This window comes from Maribacter sp. 1_2014MBL_MicDiv, from assembly GCF_001865655.1.
GTDB classification, from domain to species: Bacteria; Bacteroidota; Bacteroidia; order Flavobacteriales; family Flavobacteriaceae; genus Maribacter; species Maribacter dokdonensis.
The window spans coordinates 2,420,932-2,442,819 of record NZ_CP011318.1 but is presented as its reverse complement, the minus strand read 5'-3'; the positions used below and the strand labels follow the sequence as shown (position 1 = coordinate 2,442,819).

Sequence of the window (21,888 nt, the reverse complement as noted above, 5' to 3'; positions counted from 1 at the left end):
TTTGGCTATCATTTTTACACCTAGTTATTTTTATCTAGAACGTTTTGGAGCGTCTTTGATAAAATTTTATCATTAGGTGGTGAAAACATTGTTAAATGCTCACCGGGTACATAATGAACTTCTATACCATTTTTGGCATATGATTTCCATCCCAAATTTTTAGGATCATGGGTATAATCTATTACATCCTGTATTCTGAACAGATCTGCCTTAATGGGCAAAGGTTTTAAATGGTATTTATCCACGACCTTATTGTGTTCAATAATTCTGCTTTCATATTCCCAATCGTAATCCATTTTAGACAAGGTATTTTTATCCTTTTTCAACCTTAGATAAAACTTCTTCAAGTTTGCCTTGGTAACGCCTACTCTATAATTAAAGCCCTCTCTGCTTAACAACAATTGTTTTAATACATGCAAAGCCTTATTCGCTATATAATTACCGAATGCCAATTTTTTACCCAAATATGTATTACGCCCATAATGTGTATAAGCATAGGTATCTAATAATGCCAAGGTAGATATCTGTTCTCCTCTGTCCATCAACTGCTTTGCCATTTCATAAGCAATAATACCCCCAGAGGAATAACCCGCTAATTTATACGGTCCTTTAGGTTGTGTTGCCAATAACGCATCATTATAATGAGATGCTATTTCTTCTACAGAAGTCAACATAGCTTCTTTACCATCAAGACCTTTTGCCTGAAAACCATAAATGGGTTGTTCTGGATCCATATGGTCCTTTAGGGTTTTAAACGAAAGAATATTTAAACCTGCTCCATGCACAATGAACAAAGGGGTCTTAGAACCTTTTGGTTGTATTGGCACCATAGAATCCCAGGTTACGGTATTATCCTCTATTTTTAATAAACTAGCTAGTCCACTAACCGTAGAATACTCAAACAATGAAGAAAGAGGTAAGCGTTGACCGGACTTTTGCTCCAAACTGGTCATTACCTTGGCAGCTATTAATGAATGCCCACCGAGCTCAAAGAAATCATCATCTAGTTGTACTTGGTTTAAAAACAAGCATTCTTTCCATACTTCACAAACCAATTCTTCTGCTTTTGTTAATGTCCGAGGAGGTTTGTTTATATTGGCTTCGCCATTTAAAACAGTATCGGGAAAGCTCTTTCTATCTAACTTGCCGTTTATGGTCACCGGCAATTCCTTTAGTCTTATATATTCAAAAGGCAACATAAAAGAAGGCAATTGCTCAGCAAGTTGATTTTTCCATTGCAGCACACTTGCATCCCAATCCTCATTACTTCCATTAAAAACAATGTATGCTTTTAAAGCATGATTTCTAACATCTGTTGCAGCAGCTGAAACTCCCTTTAATTTCAGTAGTGCGTGTTCTATCTCGCCAAGCTCAATTCTATGACCACGAACTTTTACTTGACCATCTTTTCTACCCAAACACTCTATTTGACCGTTAGGCAAAAGTTTACCTAAATCACCCGATAAGTACATTTTAGATTGCCCGTCACCAACAAACGTATTATTCACAAAACGCTCATTAGTTAGTTCTCTTTGACCTAAATATCCGTTTGTTACTCCCTCACCGCCGATAACGATCTCACCTACCATACCTTTTGATACAGGATTTCGCTGATCATCCAAGAGGTATATTTGAGTATTGGCAATAGGCTTACCTATTGAAATAGGATTATCATTTGCCGTAATTTTAGTAAGTATACAGCATACCGTGGTTTCGGTAGGGCCATAAATATTCCACACTTCATTACACTTTTCCAATAATTGTAATGAAAGTGCTTTAGGCACAGGTTCTCCACCGATCAATGCTTTTATAGGTAATGGTTTTTTCCAACCGGAATCCAGTAAAATTTGCCAAATGGTTGGCGTTCCCCACATCATGGAAATATTATCGGCAATTGCTTTTTGCAATAAAAGATGTCCGTCTTTTCTAGTGTTTTCATCTACCAATACTACACTGGCTCCGTGGATTAATGGTAAAAATATCTCCATGACCATAGCATCAAACGAAATGGTCGTAGTTGCGAATATTCTGTCATGTTCTGAAATACCAGGCTCAGAACCCATTGAATGTAACAAGTTAATCACATTTTTATGCGTTACCTGTACACCTTTAGGTTTGCCCGTAGATCCCGAAGTATAAATGATATAGGCTCCCGAATCTGCAGAAACATCTATTTTCTGAAAATCCTCATTCCCGTTGGCTACAATATCCTCCACGAAAATTGTTTGACAACTGTGATCCAGTGCCTTCTTAGATGTATTGCAAATGAAAAAAGTGGCATGAGCATCGGCTATCATCAGTTTTGTACGAATATCCGGATAACCGGCATCTATAGGAACATATCTAGCTCCACATTGTAATATGGAAAATAGCGTAATAATTAAATCTGGAGATCTTTCTAAGGAAATTGCAACCGTAACCCCTGGCTTAATGCCTTTTTGCCACAAATAACCGGCTGTAGCATTGATCCTACTTTGCATTTCTGCATAGGTAATTTTCTCTTTATTAAACTCCAGTGCAGTTGCATTTGGGGTAATTTCAGCTTGTTTATGGAATAACTCGTGTAAGTTGGTATTTGGTAAAGCCATTGAAGCACCTTCAATACCGATCTGCTTTGGTTCTTTATCAATTATTTTAGATAGTTTGGCGTTAGGGTTTTCAACCAACTGGTTAATAATGGTCTTAAAAGCACTACCTAAGTTTAGTATCGTGTTCTCTTCAAATAAGTTGGTATTGTAAGACCACTCAAGTGTTATATTATCATTGGAGCCTGTAGCATTCAAGAACAATTCAAAAGTTTCGAAATTACGAGCATTACCATGATAATCATAGGTTAACCCTTCAAAAGCAACATCATCATCTAAATTCATGTCCACATTAAAAACAACAGGAACCAAGGGAACCCTACCTGGTGTTCTAGGGATGTTCAGTTTTTTCAACAGGCTACCAAAGGTGAGTTCTTGATTTTCGAACGCATCAAAATTGTCAGATTTACGTTTCTTTAAATAATCAATAAAACTATCATCATCATTAAGCTCACTTTTCATAGGAAGCAGCTTAACGCAATGACCCACTAAATTTTTAACGCCCATGTTAGATTGCCCCGCAACAGGAAGCCCTAGCACTATACTTTTTTGAGCCGTAGTTTTGTAGAGCAATATTTCAAATGCGCCCATTAAGGTCAAAACTAAACTAGAACCAGCTTTAATACCAGTATCTTTTATGCGCTTTACAATTTCTTTATCTAAAGTTTGATTTATACGAGCACCGTTATAGGTTCTTTTCGTTACTTGTCCAAAATCGGTAGGTAAATTTGTTTTGGGAATCTCACCTTTAAAAAGGTTCAACCAGTACGTTTCAGCTCTTTCAAACTCGCCATTGGTTTTTAATTCCTCTTGTTGAGTCACATAGGCAGTGTACGGTGTTGCTACCGGAAGATTATGAGATTTATGGAGTACTTTAGACGAATATAGCGCGCCTATTTCCTGCATAATAATGCCAACGGACCATCCGTCGCAAACAATATGGTGTGCGGTAATTGTAAAATTATAAACTTCCTCATCAAGTTTAAGCAGTGCAAACCTGATCAATGGTCCTATGGTAAGATCAAAAGAAGTATTCGTATCCTGTTCAGTATAATTATGTATTGCCTCCTTGGCTTTCTCAACTGAAAGTTGACTATAATCCACCAGGTCGATATTAGTAAACACCGATGAAAAAACGTTAATATACTTACCATCCGGGCTAAATGAAGATCTTAGTGACTCATGACGCGCAATCAATTCATCTACCGCCAATTGCAAAGCATTTACATTGAGCTGTCCTTGCAGTTTTATAGTTAGGGAAAGGTTGTAAGCAATATTTGCCGCCTCACCACCAAAATAACAAGAATACCAAATTTCCTCTTGCGCATCGGTCGTTTGCAAAATATGCTTAATCTCAGGTCCTTCAAAAGGATTAAAAGGTGTTAAAACTTCCAAGATTCTATAGTAAATAGGTTAATTATATAAGATAAGGGGAACACGTTTAAATTCACACAACTTCACCTTAATGGGTGTAATTATTTAAATCTTGGGATAAATATATTTATATTCCTGACAATTTGGATTTAGATTCGCTAATCTGTATATAAAAAGAGTTGTTTGTAAAAAAGCGAAGATTTTAGCCCCCTACTTAAGCCCCTTAATAATGATGTATATAACAACAAAAAAAGGTATAACCCAATAAAGTTTGGACTATACCTTTTCATTATCAATTACCAGGTTGGCATTTATAAATACTTATATAATTTCTCAAAAAACTGTATTAGCCTTTTAACAACCTTTCCGTCATTAATTTGGCATATATTATTTGATTCTGTTCAATAAGATTAGGTGAATGTTGATCTCTAGTACCTTGATTTTTTTTTCCATTCAAGGCAGAACCAGATGCATTGACCTGTCCACTTATCTTTATCTTAAAATAAGGCTTAAGTTGCTTATAGCAATCTTCAAGAGAAACTAACTTTTTACTTTGATAAGTAAATTTTAGCCTTCCATTTAAAATGTTAGATATCATTATTCGGGGTTTAAGTTGATACAATAACGAGGAGAAACAATAAACATTCTTAAAGTGAGAATTAAAATTAAAATTTTAAAATCCAAGTAAGACAATTCTTATAAATAACAAGCATATTACAAATAATAATAATATAACTATTAAAAAAATTAGATATTATCTAATTATTAACTAAAAAGATATTTATTTAACAAAAGTATATTTATGAGTTTTATTTTAGATATTGAAACACAAATTAAAACTCTCTCTTAATAAGTCTGAGAAATTATACTATTATGATTCAAAATATGGTAATTAAAATAAAAAATGAATGTAATCCAGCTTTACTTCAGATAGTCGTTTAAAAATAATGTATTTTTTAAAATCATAAATAAATAAAATTTAATGGAATTATTATTTAACTAGGACATTCTTAGAATACCTTAAGGTTTACATGTTATAAATACACTCTTCGTAAAAATTGAGAACAACATTTCAAATAACTACACTTTATCGAATAAATGATTAATTTGTCTATAGTTTGTTTTTAACAAGGTGATTTAGATAAATATTATCCTAACTTTGTTTCACAACCATTAACCACAGTCATTTTAGGCGGTTTGCCCTATTATGAACTTCAAGCTTATTTTGTTTTAATCTAGGTAGTGGTAAAAAATAATTTTACTTTTAAAACCAGTTTATTAACGAATAAAATAAACATCTTTTCCCACAGAAATTTATTGAACGTAATATTATCTTTGGCAAAAAGATGTTTGTTTTCTATAACAATTCAATTAATTAGAACAAAATTTAGATTTTCTAACTAAACATAAAATACTATTTAAATTCATTTCACAGCACTATGAAAGTAGCATTAATCACAGGAGTAACAGGTCAAGACGGCGCTTATTTGAGCGAATTTTTATTGAAAAAAGGATACCAAGTTCACGGACTTAAAAGAAGAGCTTCTCTTTTCAATACTGATAGAATAGATCACCTTTATCAAGACCCACATGTTGAACATAGAAATTTTGTACTTCATTATGGTGATATGACCGATAGTACTAACCTGATAAGATTAATACAAGAGATTCAGCCTGACGAAATATATAACCTAGCGGCCATGAGTCACGTTCATGTATCATTTGAAGTTCCTGAATATACAGGAAATGCAGATGGACTAGGTACTTTAAGAATATTGGATGCAGTTCGTCTACTAGGGCTAGAGAAAAAAACAAGAATCTACCAGGCGTCTACTTCAGAATTATACGGTAAGGTACAAGAGGTACCACAATCTGAAACTACTCCTTTTTACCCAAGAAGTCCCTATGCAGTTGCAAAAATGTATGCATTTTGGATTACGGTAAATTACAGGGAAGCTTATAACATGTTTGCTTGTAACGGTATTTTATTTAACCATGAGTCGCCCATTAGAGGGGAAACTTTTGTTACCCGAAAAATTACTAGAGCCGCCGCACGTATTGGCCTTGGATTACAGGACAAGGTATACTTAGGAAACTTAGATGCGCAGCGTGATTGGGGTCATGCAAAAGATTACGTACGTATGATGTGGATGATTTTACAGGCAGATGAAGCTGAAGACTGGGTAATTGCCACTGGGAAAACTACGCCGGTTAGAGAATTTGTACGAATGGCATTTGCAGAAATGGGTGTTGAAATAGAATTTAAAGGTGAGGGAGTTAATGAAAAAGGATATGTAAAATCTTGTAATAACCCAGAAATTCAATTAGAAATTGGCAAAGAGGTACTAGCTGTAGACCCTAAGTATTTTAGACCAACAGAGGTAGAATTGTTAATTGGCGACGCTACCAAAGCGAACACTAAATTAGGTTGGACCCCGGAATATGATTTACAAGGCTTGGTAAAGGATATGATGGAACATGACCTAAAACTAATGAAGAAAGACCAATATTTGAAAGAAGGCGGATATGTAACTTTTAATTATTTTGAGTAAGAAATAAACAACTATTCAAACAATTATTCAAGGTAAAATTTCAAAATGTTAGATAAAGAAGCTAAAATATATGTTGCGGGTCATAGAGGTCTGGTCGGTAGTGCAATTATAAAGAACCTTAAAGTCAAAGGCTATTCAAATTTAATTTTTAGGACACATAAAGAACTAGATTTGACCGATGCTGTAAAGGTTTCACATTTTTTTGAAACCGAAAAACCTTCATATGTTATACTTGCCGCCGCGAAAGTTGGCGGCATTGTTGCAAATAATACATATAGGGCAGATTTCATTTATGAGAATCTCATGATTCAGAATAATGTAATTCACCAAAGCTATAAGCATGGTGTAAAAAAATTGCTTTTTTTAGGTAGTACTTGTATTTATCCTAAAAATTGTCCACAACCCATGAAAGAAGATTATTTGTTGACCGATACTTTAGAGTATACCAATGAGCCTTATGCTATTGCTAAAATTGCTGGCATTAAAATGTGCGAAAGCTATAATCTACAGTACGGCACTAATTTTATTTCTGTAATGCCTACGAACCTATATGGTCCCAATGACAATTTTGATTTAGAAAAATCACATGTATTGCCTGCATTGATTAGAAAAATGCATTTAGGGAAAGCCCTAGAGAATGATCATTGGGATGCTATCTCATCTGACTTAAATGCCTTACCCATTGAGGGAGTCAATGGAAACTCATCAAAAGAAGATATTTTATTAGTCCTAGATAAATACGGTATTAAAAAGAAAGATGATAACATTCATTTAGAAATTTGGGGAACAGGAAAACCAATGCGAGAGTTTCTTTGGAGTGAAGACATGGCAGACGCTTGTGTTTTCTTAATGGAACAAAGAGATTTTAAGGATTGTTATGACAAAGACAATAAAGAAGTTCGCAATACACATATTAATATAGGTACTGGTGTAGATATCAGTATTAAAAATTTAGCTGAACTTATCCAGCAGAAAATAAATTTTAAGGGCGAATTATATTTTAACACCGAAAAACCGGATGGAACCCTAAAAAAACTAACAGACCCCTCCAAATTACATGACCTTGGATGGAAACACACCGTTTCTTTATCACACGGAATAGAACAAGTATATTCTTGGTATACCACTAAGAAATAGTTGTCATTTACCTACAGATTTCTATCAAACTCAAATTTACCTGTTATCTATTGGTTGAAACCAATGGATAACAGTAATAACATATCATTAGCTCTTACCAACCATTATTAAAAGCTGAAATGAAGAAATCAATTTTCATTATTCCAATTTCATTTTTTGTACATATAATGTTCATAAACCTTACATTATACGTATACATACCTGAAACCTACCTAAATATTTATGGCATACTATATTATAACTTAACTTGGTTAATTGTTGCATACAACATTAACTTTTACCCTACTGCGCGAAGGGATAGTTTTATGACAAATTTTAAGAATTTTGTCGCACAATTTACTGTTTATGGGTTGGTTTACTTTACCTCTTTTATATTCTTTAACCAGCAAACTTATACATCTATTTATTTAGTTCTAGTATATCTTCAGATTTGTATTTTTCTCACTGTTTTCAGAATACTATTTTACTGGGCGAGAAATTTATACCGTAAAAAAGGCTATAGCGAAATTAGAACGGTAGTAATTGGGCGAGATAAAAACTTACAAAAAGTAAAACGCATATTTGACAATCCTGAATACGGCTATCGTTATATGGGGTATTTCGACAATATTGAATCAAAAAATCCTTTTTACTTAGGTAATATTGAAAGTTCCTTTAATTACATTTTTGAAAATAACGTAGAAGAGGTGTATTGCATGGCTTCCAGACTCTCAAAATCAGAGATTCAATATTTAATAAACATTGCCGATAATAGTCTAAAGAAAGTGAAAATAATACCAGATAATAAAGAACTATTTTCAAGGGCAATGTCTTTAGAGCTTTATGGGCATGTGCCAGTACTAAATCTTAGGGCATCTCCTTTAGATCTAGATTATTCTAGCATTATAAAACGTTTATTCGATATTTTTTTCTCAAGCCTAGTAATTTTGCTAGTACTATCATGGTTAACTCCTATCATATATATCCTTATGAAACTTGATTCTAAAGGTCCTTTATTTTTTAAACAAAAGCGTCACGGGGTTAATAGAAAAACTTTTTGGTGCTATAAGTTCAGGTCCATGGCCCAGAATAAAACTAGTGATACTCAAATGGCTACTAAAAATGATGTACGGGTAACTAAATTGGGCAAAATTTTAAGAAAGACCAGTATAGATGAACTTCCTCAGTTTTTCAATGTATTAATGGGAGACATGAGTGTTGTTGGTCCAAGACCACATATGGTTGTTCACACGCAGCAGTATGAAGGTTCCGTAGATAAATATTTGGTCCGTCATTTCCTCAAACCTGGCATTACAGGTTTGGCACAGATACAAGGTTGTAGGGGAGAAATCATTGAACGTTCAGATATAGTCAATAGAGTACGCTACGATATTTTCTATATGGAAAAATGGTCTTTAGGGCTAGATGCAAAAATTGTATTCTTAACCATATACAATGCTATTAAAGGAGAGGCACGTGCATACTAGACAAAGTAAACCTTGTATGCTATTTTCTGAACATTGATTTAACCCCTTTAAAAATCAAAAGAGCTACAAACCCTACTACAAGTCCAGTTAAAAATTCCACAATAATACCTGGTACATTAGGCAACAGGTGATGTAAAAATTCAATATTGTGTACAAATATTCCCCCAGAAACCAAAAGTAACGCTATAGTACCTATTACAGCAAGCGCTTTAATCACCTTAGGTAATGCGCTTACAAAAAATTGCCCTATTTTATCTGAAATGGTATTGGTCTCTTCATTTATGTTAATTAATCTAGCACCAAACTCATCCATACGCACTATTAAAGCTACAATACCGTATACCCCAACCGTAGCCAATAAAGCAACAACTGAAACCACCGCTATTTGAGTAGCCAAAGGCTCTTCAATCACAGTACCTAACGCAATGATCACAATTTCTATGGACAAAATAAAATCCGTTAGAATAGCAGATTTCACTTTTGACTTTTCCAGTTCTAAAATTTCCGCCTTGCTCATTGGTTGAGTATCGGCAGAAACATGATCATGCTTGTGGGGTACAATAAATTCATAAATTTTCTCGGCACCTTCAAAAGCAAGGTAAACACCTCCTAAAATTAAAATCACTGTAACCGCCCAAGGTAAAAAAGCACTCAACAAAAAGGCGATAGGTAGAATTATAATCTTGTTGAGCAGAGAGCCTTTAGTAATTGCCCAAAGTACCGGTAATTCTCTTTGAGAGACGAATCCTGATGCTTTTTCCGCATTTACCGCTAAATCATCACCAAGTATACCAGCGGTCTTCTTAGTAGCTATTTTACTCATTGACGCTACATCGTCCAACAATGCCGCTACGTCATCCAATACTGCAAAAAATCCTGATGCCATTTAAATCATTTTACACAAAAATAATTCAACAAATTCATTATTAAGAATTCTATACCTAAAAAAGATAACCCATCCCTAATTTGTAACTTTAGTAAGAAATAAAAAGAGCCTTAAATGAAAGAAATTAATTGGGGAATAATTGGTTGTGGTGATGTTGCCGAAGTAAAAAGTGGACCTGCTTTTCAAAAAGTGGAAAACTCCAACTTGCTAATGGTCATGCGCAGAAATGAAGCTAAAGTTAAAGATTTTGCACAACGCCATGAGGTACCGTTATGGACTACCAATGCTGATGATATTATACAGGACCCATATATTAATGCAGTATATATTGCCACTCCCCCATCTTCTCACCTTACCTATACCATACAGGCTCTAAAGGCAAATAAAAATGTGTATTTAGAAAAACCAATGGCACTGAACCCAAATGAAGCTAACCAAATTTGTGAAGTATTAGTAAATAGCACAGGTAAATTAACCATGGCTCATTACAGACGTAAACTACCCGCTTTCTTAAAAGTAAAAGAATTACTAGAAATTAATGCTATTGGCAATGTGCTTCACGTTGGATTACAAGTTTTACAATCTAAAAATGAACTATTTGCTTCTGACAAAAAAGAGAATTGGAGAATACAACCAGAAATATCAGGTGGTGGCTATTTCTATGATCTGGCTCCGCATCACATAGATTTAATGCTTCACTTTTTTGGAGAAATTGATCAAATGCACGGCTTTACCAAACAATCTAACAAGAATCATGTGGAAGAAATAGTGAATGGGGTTTTATCTTTTAAAAATGGAGTTCAATTTCAAGGCATATGGAATTTTAATGTTTCCGAAGTGGATCAAAAAGATCAATGTATTATATATGGCACGGAAGGAAGTATTGCCTTTTCCTTTTTTGGCTCCAAAGTTCACCTTAATACTGAAATAGATAATAAAGAATATGAGTTCAACAATCCCAAACATGTTCAAGAACCCATGATAAAGGCAACTGTAGATTATTTTCTAGGATATAGCAAAAACCCTTGCTCTGCATTAGATGGATTAACTGTTATGAATATTCTAAATCAATTAAAGAAAAGTGAACACTAGACGCTTCATTTATCAATAGTTTCAAGTTCACTGAAAAACCCACAAACTTAAGTCCGTTATCTATCTACCAATAAACTTCAACTGAAAACAGCTTAAACAAACACCAATACACTATTATTTATAATCACTAGTTTCCCATATCGCCTAACAATACATTGAAACAATAGCAATCATCATTCAATGTATTTCCACAAAAGTAGATATTGGATGAATCTTTAGTTGACAAGAAACTCACCTTAATACCTGAAAAAATCACCTTAACACCTCCCAATACCATTAAAATCCTACAATTAACCACTTATTTCCATTAATAATATAAATTTTTAACGTTTGTGAAATCAATTTGTTAAAAAATAAATGTATTATTGTCACACTTTGAGACAATAACTAACATCTATCATGAAAAAAATACAAATTCTATTATTTAGCATCATTTTAAGCTTCAACTTTATGCTAGCCCAGGATACCAATTCTTTTTCTGTACAAGTACAAGTTGAAAACGGAATTATTGAGGGTAATTATGACACGCATACTGGAATTCAACGTTATTTTGGCATACCGTTTGCAAAACCTCCAGTAGGTGAGCTAAGATGGAAAGCCCCTCAACCTTTAGATAACTGGGAAGGCGTAAAGGAGACTAAAACATTTGGTCCTAGACCAATGCAAACTATTGTTTATGGCGACATGAAATCGAGATCAAACGGAGTTAGCGAAGACTGTTTATATTTAAATGTTTGGACACCTGCAGACCGTAATACCAAAGACTTACCCGTTCTTGTATATTTCTTTGGCGGTGGAAATGTAGTTGGTGATGGTTCTGAGCCCCGTTATGATGGTGAGAGTATGGCCAAAGAAGGTATTGTGGTTGTTACAACCAATTATAGATTGAATATATTCGGATTTTTGGCACATCCAGAATTAAGCGCAGAGGCACCATATAAGGCTTCTGGAAATTATGGATTGTTAGATCAAAATGCAGCTCTAAAATGGGTAAACAAAAATATTGCCGCTTTTGGAGGCAATCCTAATAAAGTAACTATTGCCGGAGAGTCTGCAGGATCTATTGGTACAAGTCAACAAATGGCATCTCCCTTGTCAAAAAATCTTATTGCAGGCGCTATTGGTGAAAGTGGTGCCGCTATTAAGCCAACGATGTCTCCCGTTAGTTTGGAAGAAGCAGAAAAAATCGGTTCAGACTTTCTAAAAAATACCGGTTATACTTCCATAACCGAATTCCGAAAATTGAGCTCTAGAGAGCTATATGAAATATATATCGAGTTAAATAAAATGCGTTTTCCTACTGTTTTAGACGGCTATTTTCTAACTAAAACACTACCTGAAATTTTTAAGAATAAAGAGCAAGCTATGGTACCTTTATTATTAGGATGGAACTCTGCCGAAATACCGGGTATGGCTTTTACCCAAGGTCCTTATACAAAAGAAAACTATGTAAACAAAGTCAAAGAAGCTTATCCAAAAAAATATGAAAAGGTATTAGAACTGTATCCTCATAGTTCTGAAAAAGAAATTGAATTATCTGCTACTGCTTTAGCATCTGACAGATTTATCTCTTATAGTACTTGGAAATGGTTCGACTTACATAGAAAAAATAGTGACCAACCGGTTTACAGATATCTATATAGCAAATTAAGACCCCCATTAGTAGATAACACTTTAGCTTCTGGTTTAGCCGGCGGCACAGTAGCAAAGGAATCAAATTCACCTACTGTTCCAAAAGCCGTGGGAGCACCACATGCTTGTGAAATTGAATACTGTATGGGCAATCTTTATCTCGTGGATGATTATGCCTGGACTGCAGATGATTATAAAGTTTCTAAAGTGATGATGACCTATTTCGCGAATTTTATTAAAACCGGAAACCCTAATGGCGAAGGACTACCAAAATGGAATCCTTCCAAACCCAACGACACAACTCCTCCGGTTATGGTTCTAGACACTGAAAGCAAATTAGTAAAGGCTCCCAATGATGAACGTTATGAGTTTTTAGATAAGTCTTTCAAAAATTAATTAGTAACTCCGTCCGTTCAAATACATCTCTTTTTCATTTTAATAGCATCTATGCTCTTAATAAGAAAAAGAGATTTTTTATTGAAACAAGTTTTTGAGCAACTTTTTACATCAATAGTAACCAAACAATATTATAAATTGCACCCATGAAAAAATTAATTCAAATTATTGGCGCATGGTACGGCGCAAAGAAAATAGGTGGTGGCAAATGTGGCTGCATAGGAACCGTTTTTGTATTTCTTATTCTGTATTGGATATTCGGTTATGTTTTAGAGGCTTTTTGAGGATGGTTGTTAGTTGTTAGTTGTCGGTTTATGGCTTTTACGCTGGGCGCTATGCGCCGGTCGCTTAACGCTTGACGCATTGCGCTGGACATTATAAGACGCTTTATCTGCGCAGAGCATATAGGGCTTTGCAAATAGCGCTTCCTCTATTCTCTAATTTCTATTTTCTCTTCTCCAGTTTTCTTTTGGTCAAAAACCTTGACGCTGGTTTTCATATCGGCATATCTAGGGTCTTGTATAAAATCTTGTTTTTGTAGTTTTATAACTTCTATACTTAGAAAACCAAATTCACTGACCACTTTACCATAAAACCGATAAATTCCTCGTCCTTTAAACATATATTTTCCTGCCACGGGCGGAAATAAGACCGTATCAAAAACCTGTCCCTGTTGATCCAACAATGTTGCAAAGTACATGGCTTTCTTTGTATGTGTTCTGGTGCGCTTTACTGTAATTAGATATCCGTAGATATCTATATTCTTACCTAAGTACCGCTCCAAATCTTTACTACCACAAGTATTCAAAGGCTGCTCTAACAACAACTGAAACGGACTGCATAAACTAAAGCCCAACAATTCTAATTGTGTAAAGGCAACTTCTAAATGGGTGCTATATAATGATGGAATTTCAAAATGTTGGTGTCGTGGCGCGAACAATTTAGGGTGATCCACTTTTTTAGTCTTATTTAAAAACAAATGTGCTTTCCACAGTAGTTCGTGCTTATTGGTTTTTGTGAACCTAAAAGCATCAATCCGTATTAAAATACTCACTTGCTCTATAGAGATAATCAACCTATCTAAAAAATCTTCTAACGAATGAAACTTTCCATTAAGAAAGCGCTCTTTTAAAATACGCTCCATAACCCGTTGTTCCAATTCTCGCAGATAGCCTAACCCTAAATACAAATCTTTACCATAAATGCAATTACCTGCATTACTTCTATTTACGCAAGGCGGATGTATGGTTGCGCCCAACATACGGGCTTCGTGCACATAGAATTCGGGTTTGTAGAATCCGCCGCCATTATTCAGTACCGCCACCATATATTCTAACGGATAATACGCGCGCAGAAACAAACTCTGGTAACTTTCTACCGCGTATGATGCCGAATGCCCTTTTGCAAAAGCATAGCCGGCAAAACTTGCCACTTGATCCCACACCTCATTAATAAGCTTTTCTGTATAGCCTTTTTTACGACAGTTATCTATAAATTTATCCTGTACTTTTTGAAACTCTTCTCGCGAGCGAAATTTACCGCTCATACCACGCCGTAACACATCGGCTTCACCCAAATCCAAATCGGCAAAATGGTGGGCAACTTTTATCACATCTTCTTGGTATACCATAACTCCGTAGGTCTCTGGCATAATTTCTAGCATCACCGGATGAGCCAACTCTTCTGCCCTGCCCTTGTTGCGATGCCGAAGAATATATTCTCGCATCATACCACTTTTAGACACTCCAGGGCGAATAATGGAACTTGCCGCCACCAAACCTAAATAGGTATCTACCTCTAGCTTTTTCAACAACATACGCATAGCGGGAGATTCTACATAAAAGCAACCCATGCACTGCGCTGTTTTTACCATGTTATTGATTTTGGGGTCGTTTTTAAATGCTTTGATATCGTGAATATCGAATTTGGCAAATTCCTCAGGGCGGTCACGTTCCAAAATATCGAGCGTTTCTTTTATTTTGGAGAGTCCGCGTTGGGCAAGAATATCAAACTTAAAAATACCGACATCCTCGGCAATCACCATATCAAATTGTGTGGTAGGAAAACCTTTTGGGGGCATATTGGTTGCCGAAAACCAGTGAATAGGTTGTTCGGTAATTAAGATTCCCCCGGCATGTATACTCAAATAATTGGGCATGCCGTGTAGCAACTGAGTGTATTTTAATACCAAAGCCGATATATTATCTAACCTGCTGGCTTGAAAATCACCGTTGCACAACACATCTATTTCATCTTTTGGCAATCCAAATACCTTACCCAATTCTCGAATTACCCCTCTAGACTGAAACGTAACATAGGTACCCAACAAAGCAACGTTCTTGAACCGATTAAAAATATACTCCGTCATTACCGGTCTGTCCCGATGCGAAAAATCAATATCAAAATCTGGCGGATTTACACGATACAGATTAATAAAACGCTCAAAATACAAATCGAGCTCCATAGGGTCCACATCGGTAATAAAAAGCAAATATGCCACAATACTATTGGCACCACTACCACGCCCCACATAAAAGAATTTCTGCTTACGGGCATAAGAGATGATATCCCAATTAATAAGAAAATAAGAGACAAAATCCATTTTTTTAATGAGGTAGAGCTCTTTCTCTAAGCGATCTAAAACAGCTTGGTTTATTTCTGGATACCGCTTAGGCAAGCCCTCTTGACACAGCTGTTCTAAAAACACCTCATCTTCTGCCTTGCTCCCTAAATACACATTTAAATTCTGTGGTTTTCGTTCCAAGCTAAAATCGAAATGAATAGCACAATTATTCATTAAACGCTGGGTATTTTCTAAAATAAAGCTATGCTCGGAAAAATGCGCTGCCAAATTTGGCATGGCATACATCTTTTCATCTTCATTAGCTTGCTCAGTAACCGACAGCATACTCAACAAGGTGTTATTAGCAATGGCGCGTAGCAACCTGTGTGCATTAAAATCGCGCTTATTTCTAAAGGTTACAGGTTGTAGCAATACAATTTTATCGTGCTGCTCTAACAACTTTGAAAATCGTAATCGTTTTAGCTCATTGACCGAAACCCCAATAAACTCATGTTCTGCAAAGACTTTCTTTTCACTCTCTAAAACTTTCTCAAAAGGATAAATAACAAAGACATTTTTAAACTGCGGAGCTATTTCAGGAATGTCCTTTTCATGATGAATATAATGCGATAAAAAATCGTTGAGCTCTAAAAACCCTTCGTTATTCTTAGCTATACCCACAAAACAAGGTTCAACCCCGTTTCTAAAATCGATTCCTAAAATAGGTTTTATATCATATTCTGGAGCTTTACGAACAAAATTTAAACAAGCCGATGTGTTATTGATATCGGTCAATGCCAGTTGCGTAACCCCATGATTTTTTGCCAATTGCAAGAGCTCCAGTTCCGAGAAGGTTCCGTAGCGAAGGCTGTAATATGTGTGACAGTTTAGGTACATTTTTGGTTGATGGTTGTTCGTTGTTGGTTGTTCGTTTTTTTTGCGCTTTGCGCTTTGCGCTGTTCGCTTGACGCTACGCGCAGTGTGCTTTTTTTTGCGCTTTGGATGTGGCGCTCGGCGTACTGCGCAATGCTCTTCTCTATTTTCTATATTCTAACTTCTAGTTTCCCTTTACATTTCACTTCAACTACGCTTAGTGAACGGATGTCGTCATTGCGAGGTATTTTGCGCTTGCCGTGAAGCGTTTTTTTTCCTTAATAAACAACCGACAACGAACAACCAACAACTAAATTTTCCGATGCGCCAGTACAACAGGCGGCAAGCCGTTAAAAGGGTTATGCATTCTACCAATGGTCTTTGCTCCCATGCCCGATGCCCGCAACACACTTTTATCTCCGTAGCGTTTTCGTATGTTATCCATAGCATTGTAAAGGCTCAGAATTTCTTCGGTATCATCGAACAAATTGATCTGATAATTGCCCGATACTAAATGACTAAAACGTATGCCTATTAAGCGTACTAGCAATCTACGGTTATACAAGTTTTTGAACAGGTCTAAAATTTTAGGAATTAAAATATGATCTGCGCTGGTATACGGAATACGCATTTGCTTTGAATAGGTATTAAAATCTGAATATCTGATTTTTACCGAAATACAAGCTGTTAGCTTCTCGCCTCTTCGTAATTGGTAGGCTAGGTTTTCGGTCATAGCAATGAGAATACCGCGCAGCCTGTTGACATCAATAGTATCTTTATCAAAAGTTCGTTCTGTAGAGATAGACTTTCGTTCGTTGAACGGAATAACGGGTGTATTATCAATGCCATTGGCACGTTTCCAAATAACGCCACCATTGGCACCCAACACACGCTGCATTACCTCCATGGGCATTTCTTGTACGGTACGTACTTGGCGCAATCCTAAATTTCGTAATGTTTGATAGGTTTTATCGCCCACCATAGGTATTTTTTTGATGGACAGCGGTGCCAGAAAAGGCTTTTCCAATCCCTCATCTATTTTTAATTGATTGTTAGGTTTTGCCTCGTTCGTAGCCACTTTAGAAACCACTTTATTTGCTGAAAGTCCAAAAGAAATAGGAAGCCCCGTTTCCCTAATAATCTTCTTTCGCATGTCAGATGCATATTGGTAGCAACCAAAAAAACGGTCCATACCGGTGAGGTCTGCATAAAACTCATCTATGCTCGATTTTTCGAATACGGGCACATACTCTTTTATAATTTCGGTTACAATATCTGAGTGCTTACTATAGTCACCCGCATTACCTCTAATGACAACAGCTTCGGGACAAAGTTCTCTTGCCATTTTCATGGGCATACCAGAATGTACCCCAAAGCCACGGGTTTCATAGCTACACGCTGCCACTACACCACGGTCTCCTGTACCGCCTACCAACAAAGGTTTATGCTGTAACTCACGATTATTTAATCGTTCTACGGACACATAAAAAGTATCTAAATCTATATGAAGAATGGTCTTGCTCATAACTACCCCTATAAAAAAGCGGGACAGCTAAATTATGGATTATTTCCAATTATTAGGATTATTTCCATTTTTTAACATTGAAAAATGAAGAAAAAAATTCTGAACCAAAATGACCATATACTTAATGCCTACTACACTACAAACTACTTACTATCAACACAATAAAACACACAACTTACCTCCCATTGCAAATATTCATCTTCTATATTATTTCAAAAAAATAGTAGCATTTATATTAATTTAATATAGTTTTTCGTTAAATGTCATATATCTTGTAGATTATAAGGGTCTTGAACAATTACTACTAAGACTATCTTTAAGATTAGAAAGTATATATGCGCCAACTTCATTTTATATTTTTATTTGTTTTATCATTATCATCTACTATTGCCCACACGCAAGAGATATCTACGATAAACATTACTTCTCCAAATGAAAACACAATCTGGAATATTCCAGAAAAAATAACATTAGAGTGGAATACCGTAAAAATAGATACCAGTAAGTCTATTCGTTTTTTTCTAGTTAGAAATGAAATGGTGGTACAAGAACTAGGCTCTTTTAAGAACGATGGTTTTGAAAGCGGAATAGAATTAGCAAAAAATATAGGTTCTGGCAATAGATACCAGGTAGTTGCCATAGAATTATTTCCTGATGACAAATACAATATTGCCAAAAGGGTAACACCTTTTTTTACCATTACCAATGCAGCCTCTGACGAAAGAAAGAAAAAGCAGCAATTAGCAAATGCCAATACGGTTGCCCCTAAAAAAAAGAGAAAGAAATCTAAAGTAAAAACAAAGGAACAAATTGTCCCGGCGCAAACAGAAGTTGCCCAAACCCAAAAGAAACCTGAAGTAAGAGAAAGTTTTGATGGAAGAAAAATCTCATATACCAAAGAATTTGAATTCGATTCTGAACACATTATTGTAAAAATATGGGACCATGGCAGGCAAGATGGTGACATCGTATCTATTTATCTTAACGGAGTACAAGTAGTAAAAAAGTATTATCTAACCTATTGGAAAAAAGAGTTTACAATTAAATTAGACCCCAATAAATCTAACGATCTTTTTCTCTATGCCCATAACCTAGGCGACTCGCCCCCAAATACCGTAGCCGTGGAAATCACCGACGGAAAAAAATCAGAAAATATTGTTCTTAACTCAGATTTACAAAGTTGTGAAGCGGTTTTGATCAGTGTAAAATAACCAACACTGAGTATGCCCTTCCATTGCTATTTTGATGAACCTGATAATTATAAAAATCAATTCGATTTTTATAAACAGGGTGGCTCCCCTTTCTTACTTCAAAAATTTATACGCACTATTGAAAAGGACAAGAACAATATTAAGGAAATCAATATTTCATGGTACCTATTCAACAATCAATATTTGTACAACTATCTTAAAGAGCTAGCCGCAAATGGCATTACGGTAAATGTAATTACTATTCCGCTAGAGGGCTATGACCATAACAATCCTAAAGTTTTAAAAGACCTTGATACCGGAAAAAAAACAACTCAAGAACTTACCAAATATAATTTAGCAAGAAAGATTTTTGGGGAAGTTTACAGATCTACATCTCTCAAAAATTTTCATTTTTATGTATTCTCCCATCTTTATGTTCGCAGCGCGAATATTAAAAAATTCTCAAGGGGCACATTACCGTATTCCCTGCATATAAAATCTGCCTACATAAAAAAGAAAAACGGCTATTTATTATTAATGAGCTCATCTAATTTAGCCGTAAGGGATTTAGTGAAAAATGAATCTATGATCTGTATTGAAAACGAACCTGGTTATGAAGAAACAGCCAATACGTTTTACAAGAATTTGATAGAGCGTTCTATTGCCATAAAAGATTACAGGTCTTCACTGAATACGACATGTAACACCCATGATAAGGCAGCATTTCAATTTTCCGATTCAATATATATCACCGCTCCTTTTTACGACAACTCTGCTAACCACCTAGAAATAACTTTGATCAATTACCTAGAAGCGGCAAAAGAAAAAATAATCATTTGCGCGCAACATTTAGCGGCATTTAATTATAATTTCAACGCCACACATTACTCTACTTTAGAAAAAAATGAAACTAGGCAAGGCATATTGGGCGTGGTACTAAAAATGGCAGACAAAGGCATTAGCGTCACCTGTTTATCTCAAACATTTGCTCCATTACCCCAAGATGAACAAAAATTTAAGGATGTAAAATTCAGAAGTCCGGTAAACACCGGGAATTTCCAAAAATTCTACAATCAGCTTAAAAACACCAAAAACGCAACATACTTTATCAATAATGACATTCACTCAAAATACATCATCATAGATGATCTTCTCATCTATTGCTCTTACAATTTTACCCCTACCCAATTTATATATTTAGATGATGTGAACATCCCTACATTTAAGAATATGCCAAATGTAAGTTATACCGGTATTCATTGCGAGGTGGGAATGCATGTTGTCATAAAAGACCGTAATATTATAAAGTCTTTTGAAGCCAACGTAGCGAATATTAAAAATAAGAAGCAGACCATACAAGTGAAATAGATACTTGGTTTAAAAGCATTTTGAAAATCTAAAATGTATTTTTGTAATAGCAATAGCATTTAAAATCAAGATATTGTTTAGAACAAAAACAATTGAATAGCACAAAAAAATGAATGTAGTATCCTTTTTTGCCGGAGCGGGCGGTTTAGATCTTGGTTTTGAACAAGCAGGCTTCAATGTCATTTGGGCAAACGAATATGATAAGGATATTTGGGAAACGTACGAGAAAAATCATCCGGATACTATCTTTGACAAAAGAAGTATTGTAGACATCCCTGCCGATGAAGTTCCCGATTGCGACGGAATCATTGGCGGACCACCTTGCCAAAGTTGGAGTGCAGCAGGTGCTGCCAGAGGCATTCAAGATAAACGAGGGCAACTCTTCTATGATTTCATTAGAATTCTAGAAGCCAAACAACCCAAATTCTTTTTAGCAGAAAATGTAAGCGGTATGCTTATTCATAAGCACAGCACCGCTCTTGATGGCATTAAAAAACTTTTAAAAAATGCAGGTGTAGGTTATGACCTATCATTTCAAATGCTAAATGCAAGCGACTACAATGTACCACAGGATAGAAAAAGGGTGTTTTTTATAGGTATTAGAAAAGATTTGAATTTTAAATATGAATTTCCTACCCGTACCTTCCCCAAAGTAACTCTTGAAACTGCCATACATGACCTAAAAAGTAACGCCATACCTGCATTGGAATATAATAACACCAATGGTACAAATTGTAAGGTAGCCAATCATGAATATATGATCGGTGGTTTTTCTACCATGTTTATGTCAAGAAACCGGGTTCGTAATTGGGACGAACAATCTTTCACCATACAAGCTGGCGGCAGACATGCCCCTATACACCCACAGGCACCCAAAATGAAACTGATAGATAAAGATGTTAGAATCTTTGTCCCAGGAAAAGAACACCTTTACCGAAGGTTAAGTGTACGCGAATGTGCCAGAATACAAACTTTCCCCAATGATTTTACTTTCCATTACAAAAAAGTAGCAGCAGGTTATAAGATGATCGGTAATGCCGTACCTGTGAATTTGGCAAAATTTTTGGCTGAAAGTATTATGGAGCAATTGAAGGCGAATGAGAAAATTACACCTAAAAAGGCAAGAGCGAAGAAAATTAAAATGGATAGCATAACAAGCTAATTAAATAGCAAGTTCAATTATTCCACAAAATCAACATTAGCAATACTAGAATTTTCCAAAATCAAAAAACCCTCTTAATCAATTGAT

At 35.4% G+C, this 21,888-nt stretch carries 14 protein-coding genes; 9 read left to right on the top strand and 5 right to left on the bottom strand.

Annotated elements, in window-relative coordinates:
• Positions 1 to 20 precede the first annotated feature (20 nt).
• The gene (locus YQ22_RS10260; RefSeq protein WP_083414228.1) at positions 21 to 3,980 is read right to left on the bottom strand and encodes a non-ribosomal peptide synthetase; all 3,960 of its coding nucleotides are present in this window, start codon (positions 3,978 to 3,980) and stop codon (positions 21 to 23) included.
• Positions 3,981 to 4,305: 325 nt separating this feature from the next.
• Complete coding sequence (locus tag YQ22_RS10255) at positions 4,306 to 4,557, bottom strand: hypothetical protein (RefSeq protein ID WP_071341129.1); 252 nt, start codon at positions 4,555 to 4,557, stop codon at positions 4,306 to 4,308.
• An 841-nt stretch (positions 4,558 to 5,398) separates the two neighbouring features.
• Between YQ22_RS10255 and gmd the strand changes: the two genes are divergently transcribed.
• The 3 genes from gmd to YQ22_RS10240 all read left to right on the top strand — a co-directional run bounded on the left by gmd (position 5,399) and on the right by YQ22_RS10240 (position 9,114).
• Positions 5,399 to 6,511, top strand: a complete 1,113-nt coding sequence (gene gmd, locus YQ22_RS10250; protein ID WP_071341128.1) for a GDP-mannose 4,6-dehydratase — start codon at positions 5,399 to 5,401, stop codon at positions 6,509 to 6,511.
• Positions 6,512 to 6,556: 45 nt separating this feature from the next.
• Positions 6,557 to 7,648 carry a GDP-L-fucose synthase family protein gene (locus tag YQ22_RS10245; RefSeq protein ID WP_071341127.1) on the top strand — a complete coding sequence of 364 codons (1,092 nt, stop codon included), beginning with the start codon at positions 6,557 to 6,559 and terminating at the stop codon, positions 7,646 to 7,648.
• 119 nt (positions 7,649 to 7,767) lie between these two features.
• On the top strand, positions 7,768 to 9,114 hold the full coding sequence (locus YQ22_RS10240; RefSeq protein WP_071341126.1) for an undecaprenyl-phosphate glucose phosphotransferase: 1,347 nt from the start codon (positions 7,768 to 7,770) through the stop codon (positions 9,112 to 9,114).
• A gap of 19 nt (positions 9,115 to 9,133) precedes the next feature.
• On the opposite strand, the gene YQ22_RS10235 is transcribed toward YQ22_RS10240, so the two are convergent.
• Entirely contained in the window at positions 9,134 to 10,000 is an 867-nt protein-coding gene (locus YQ22_RS10235; protein WP_071341125.1) for a DUF808 domain-containing protein, read from the bottom strand.
• A 114-nt stretch (positions 10,001 to 10,114) separates the two neighbouring features.
• On the opposite strand from YQ22_RS10235, the gene YQ22_RS10230 reads away from it, so the two are divergent.
• From YQ22_RS10230 to YQ22_RS19205, 3 genes are all read left to right on the top strand, one after another.
• Positions 10,115 to 11,092, top strand: coding sequence for a Gfo/Idh/MocA family protein (locus YQ22_RS10230; RefSeq protein WP_071341124.1), 978 nt, complete (start codon positions 10,115 to 10,117; stop codon positions 11,090 to 11,092).
• A gap of 399 nt (positions 11,093 to 11,491) precedes the next feature.
• Positions 11,492 to 13,120, top strand: a complete 1,629-nt coding sequence (locus tag YQ22_RS10225) for a carboxylesterase/lipase family protein (protein WP_071341123.1) — start codon at positions 11,492 to 11,494, stop codon at positions 13,118 to 13,120.
• Positions 13,121 to 13,266: 146 nt separating this feature from the next.
• Positions 13,267 to 13,404: a hypothetical protein gene (locus YQ22_RS19205; RefSeq protein WP_027065147.1), complete on the top strand. Its 138-nt coding sequence runs from the start codon at positions 13,267 to 13,269 to the stop codon at positions 13,402 to 13,404.
• Positions 13,405 to 13,550: 146 nt separating this feature from the next.
• Here YQ22_RS19205 and YQ22_RS10220 read toward each other — a convergent pair whose 3' ends face one another.
• Together YQ22_RS10220 and dinB are read right to left on the bottom strand one after the other, a co-directional pair.
• A complete protein-coding gene (locus YQ22_RS10220) occupies positions 13,551 to 16,580 on the bottom strand; it encodes a DNA polymerase III subunit alpha (protein WP_071341122.1) in 3,030 nt (1,009 codons plus the stop codon).
• A gap of 286 nt (positions 16,581 to 16,866) precedes the next feature.
• Entirely contained in the window at positions 16,867 to 18,081 is a 1,215-nt protein-coding gene (gene dinB / locus YQ22_RS10215) for a DNA polymerase IV (protein ID WP_071341121.1), read from the bottom strand.
• Between the two features lie 335 nt (positions 18,082 to 18,416).
• Between dinB and YQ22_RS10210 the strand changes: the two genes are divergently transcribed.
• The 3 genes from YQ22_RS10210 (at position 18,417) to YQ22_RS10200 (ending at position 21,801) form a co-directional block, all read left to right on the top strand.
• A complete protein-coding gene (locus YQ22_RS10210; RefSeq protein WP_071341120.1) occupies positions 18,417 to 19,292 on the top strand; it encodes a hypothetical protein in 876 nt (291 codons plus the stop codon).
• Between the two features lie 12 nt (positions 19,293 to 19,304).
• On the top strand, positions 19,305 to 20,639 hold the full coding sequence (locus YQ22_RS10205; RefSeq protein ID WP_071341119.1) for a phospholipase D-like domain-containing protein: 1,335 nt from the start codon (positions 19,305 to 19,307) through the stop codon (positions 20,637 to 20,639).
• 109 nt (positions 20,640 to 20,748) lie between these two features.
• Complete coding sequence (locus YQ22_RS10200) at positions 20,749 to 21,801, top strand: DNA cytosine methyltransferase (protein ID WP_071341118.1); 1,053 nt, start codon at positions 20,749 to 20,751, stop codon at positions 21,799 to 21,801.
• Positions 21,802 to 21,888 lie beyond the last annotated feature (87 nt).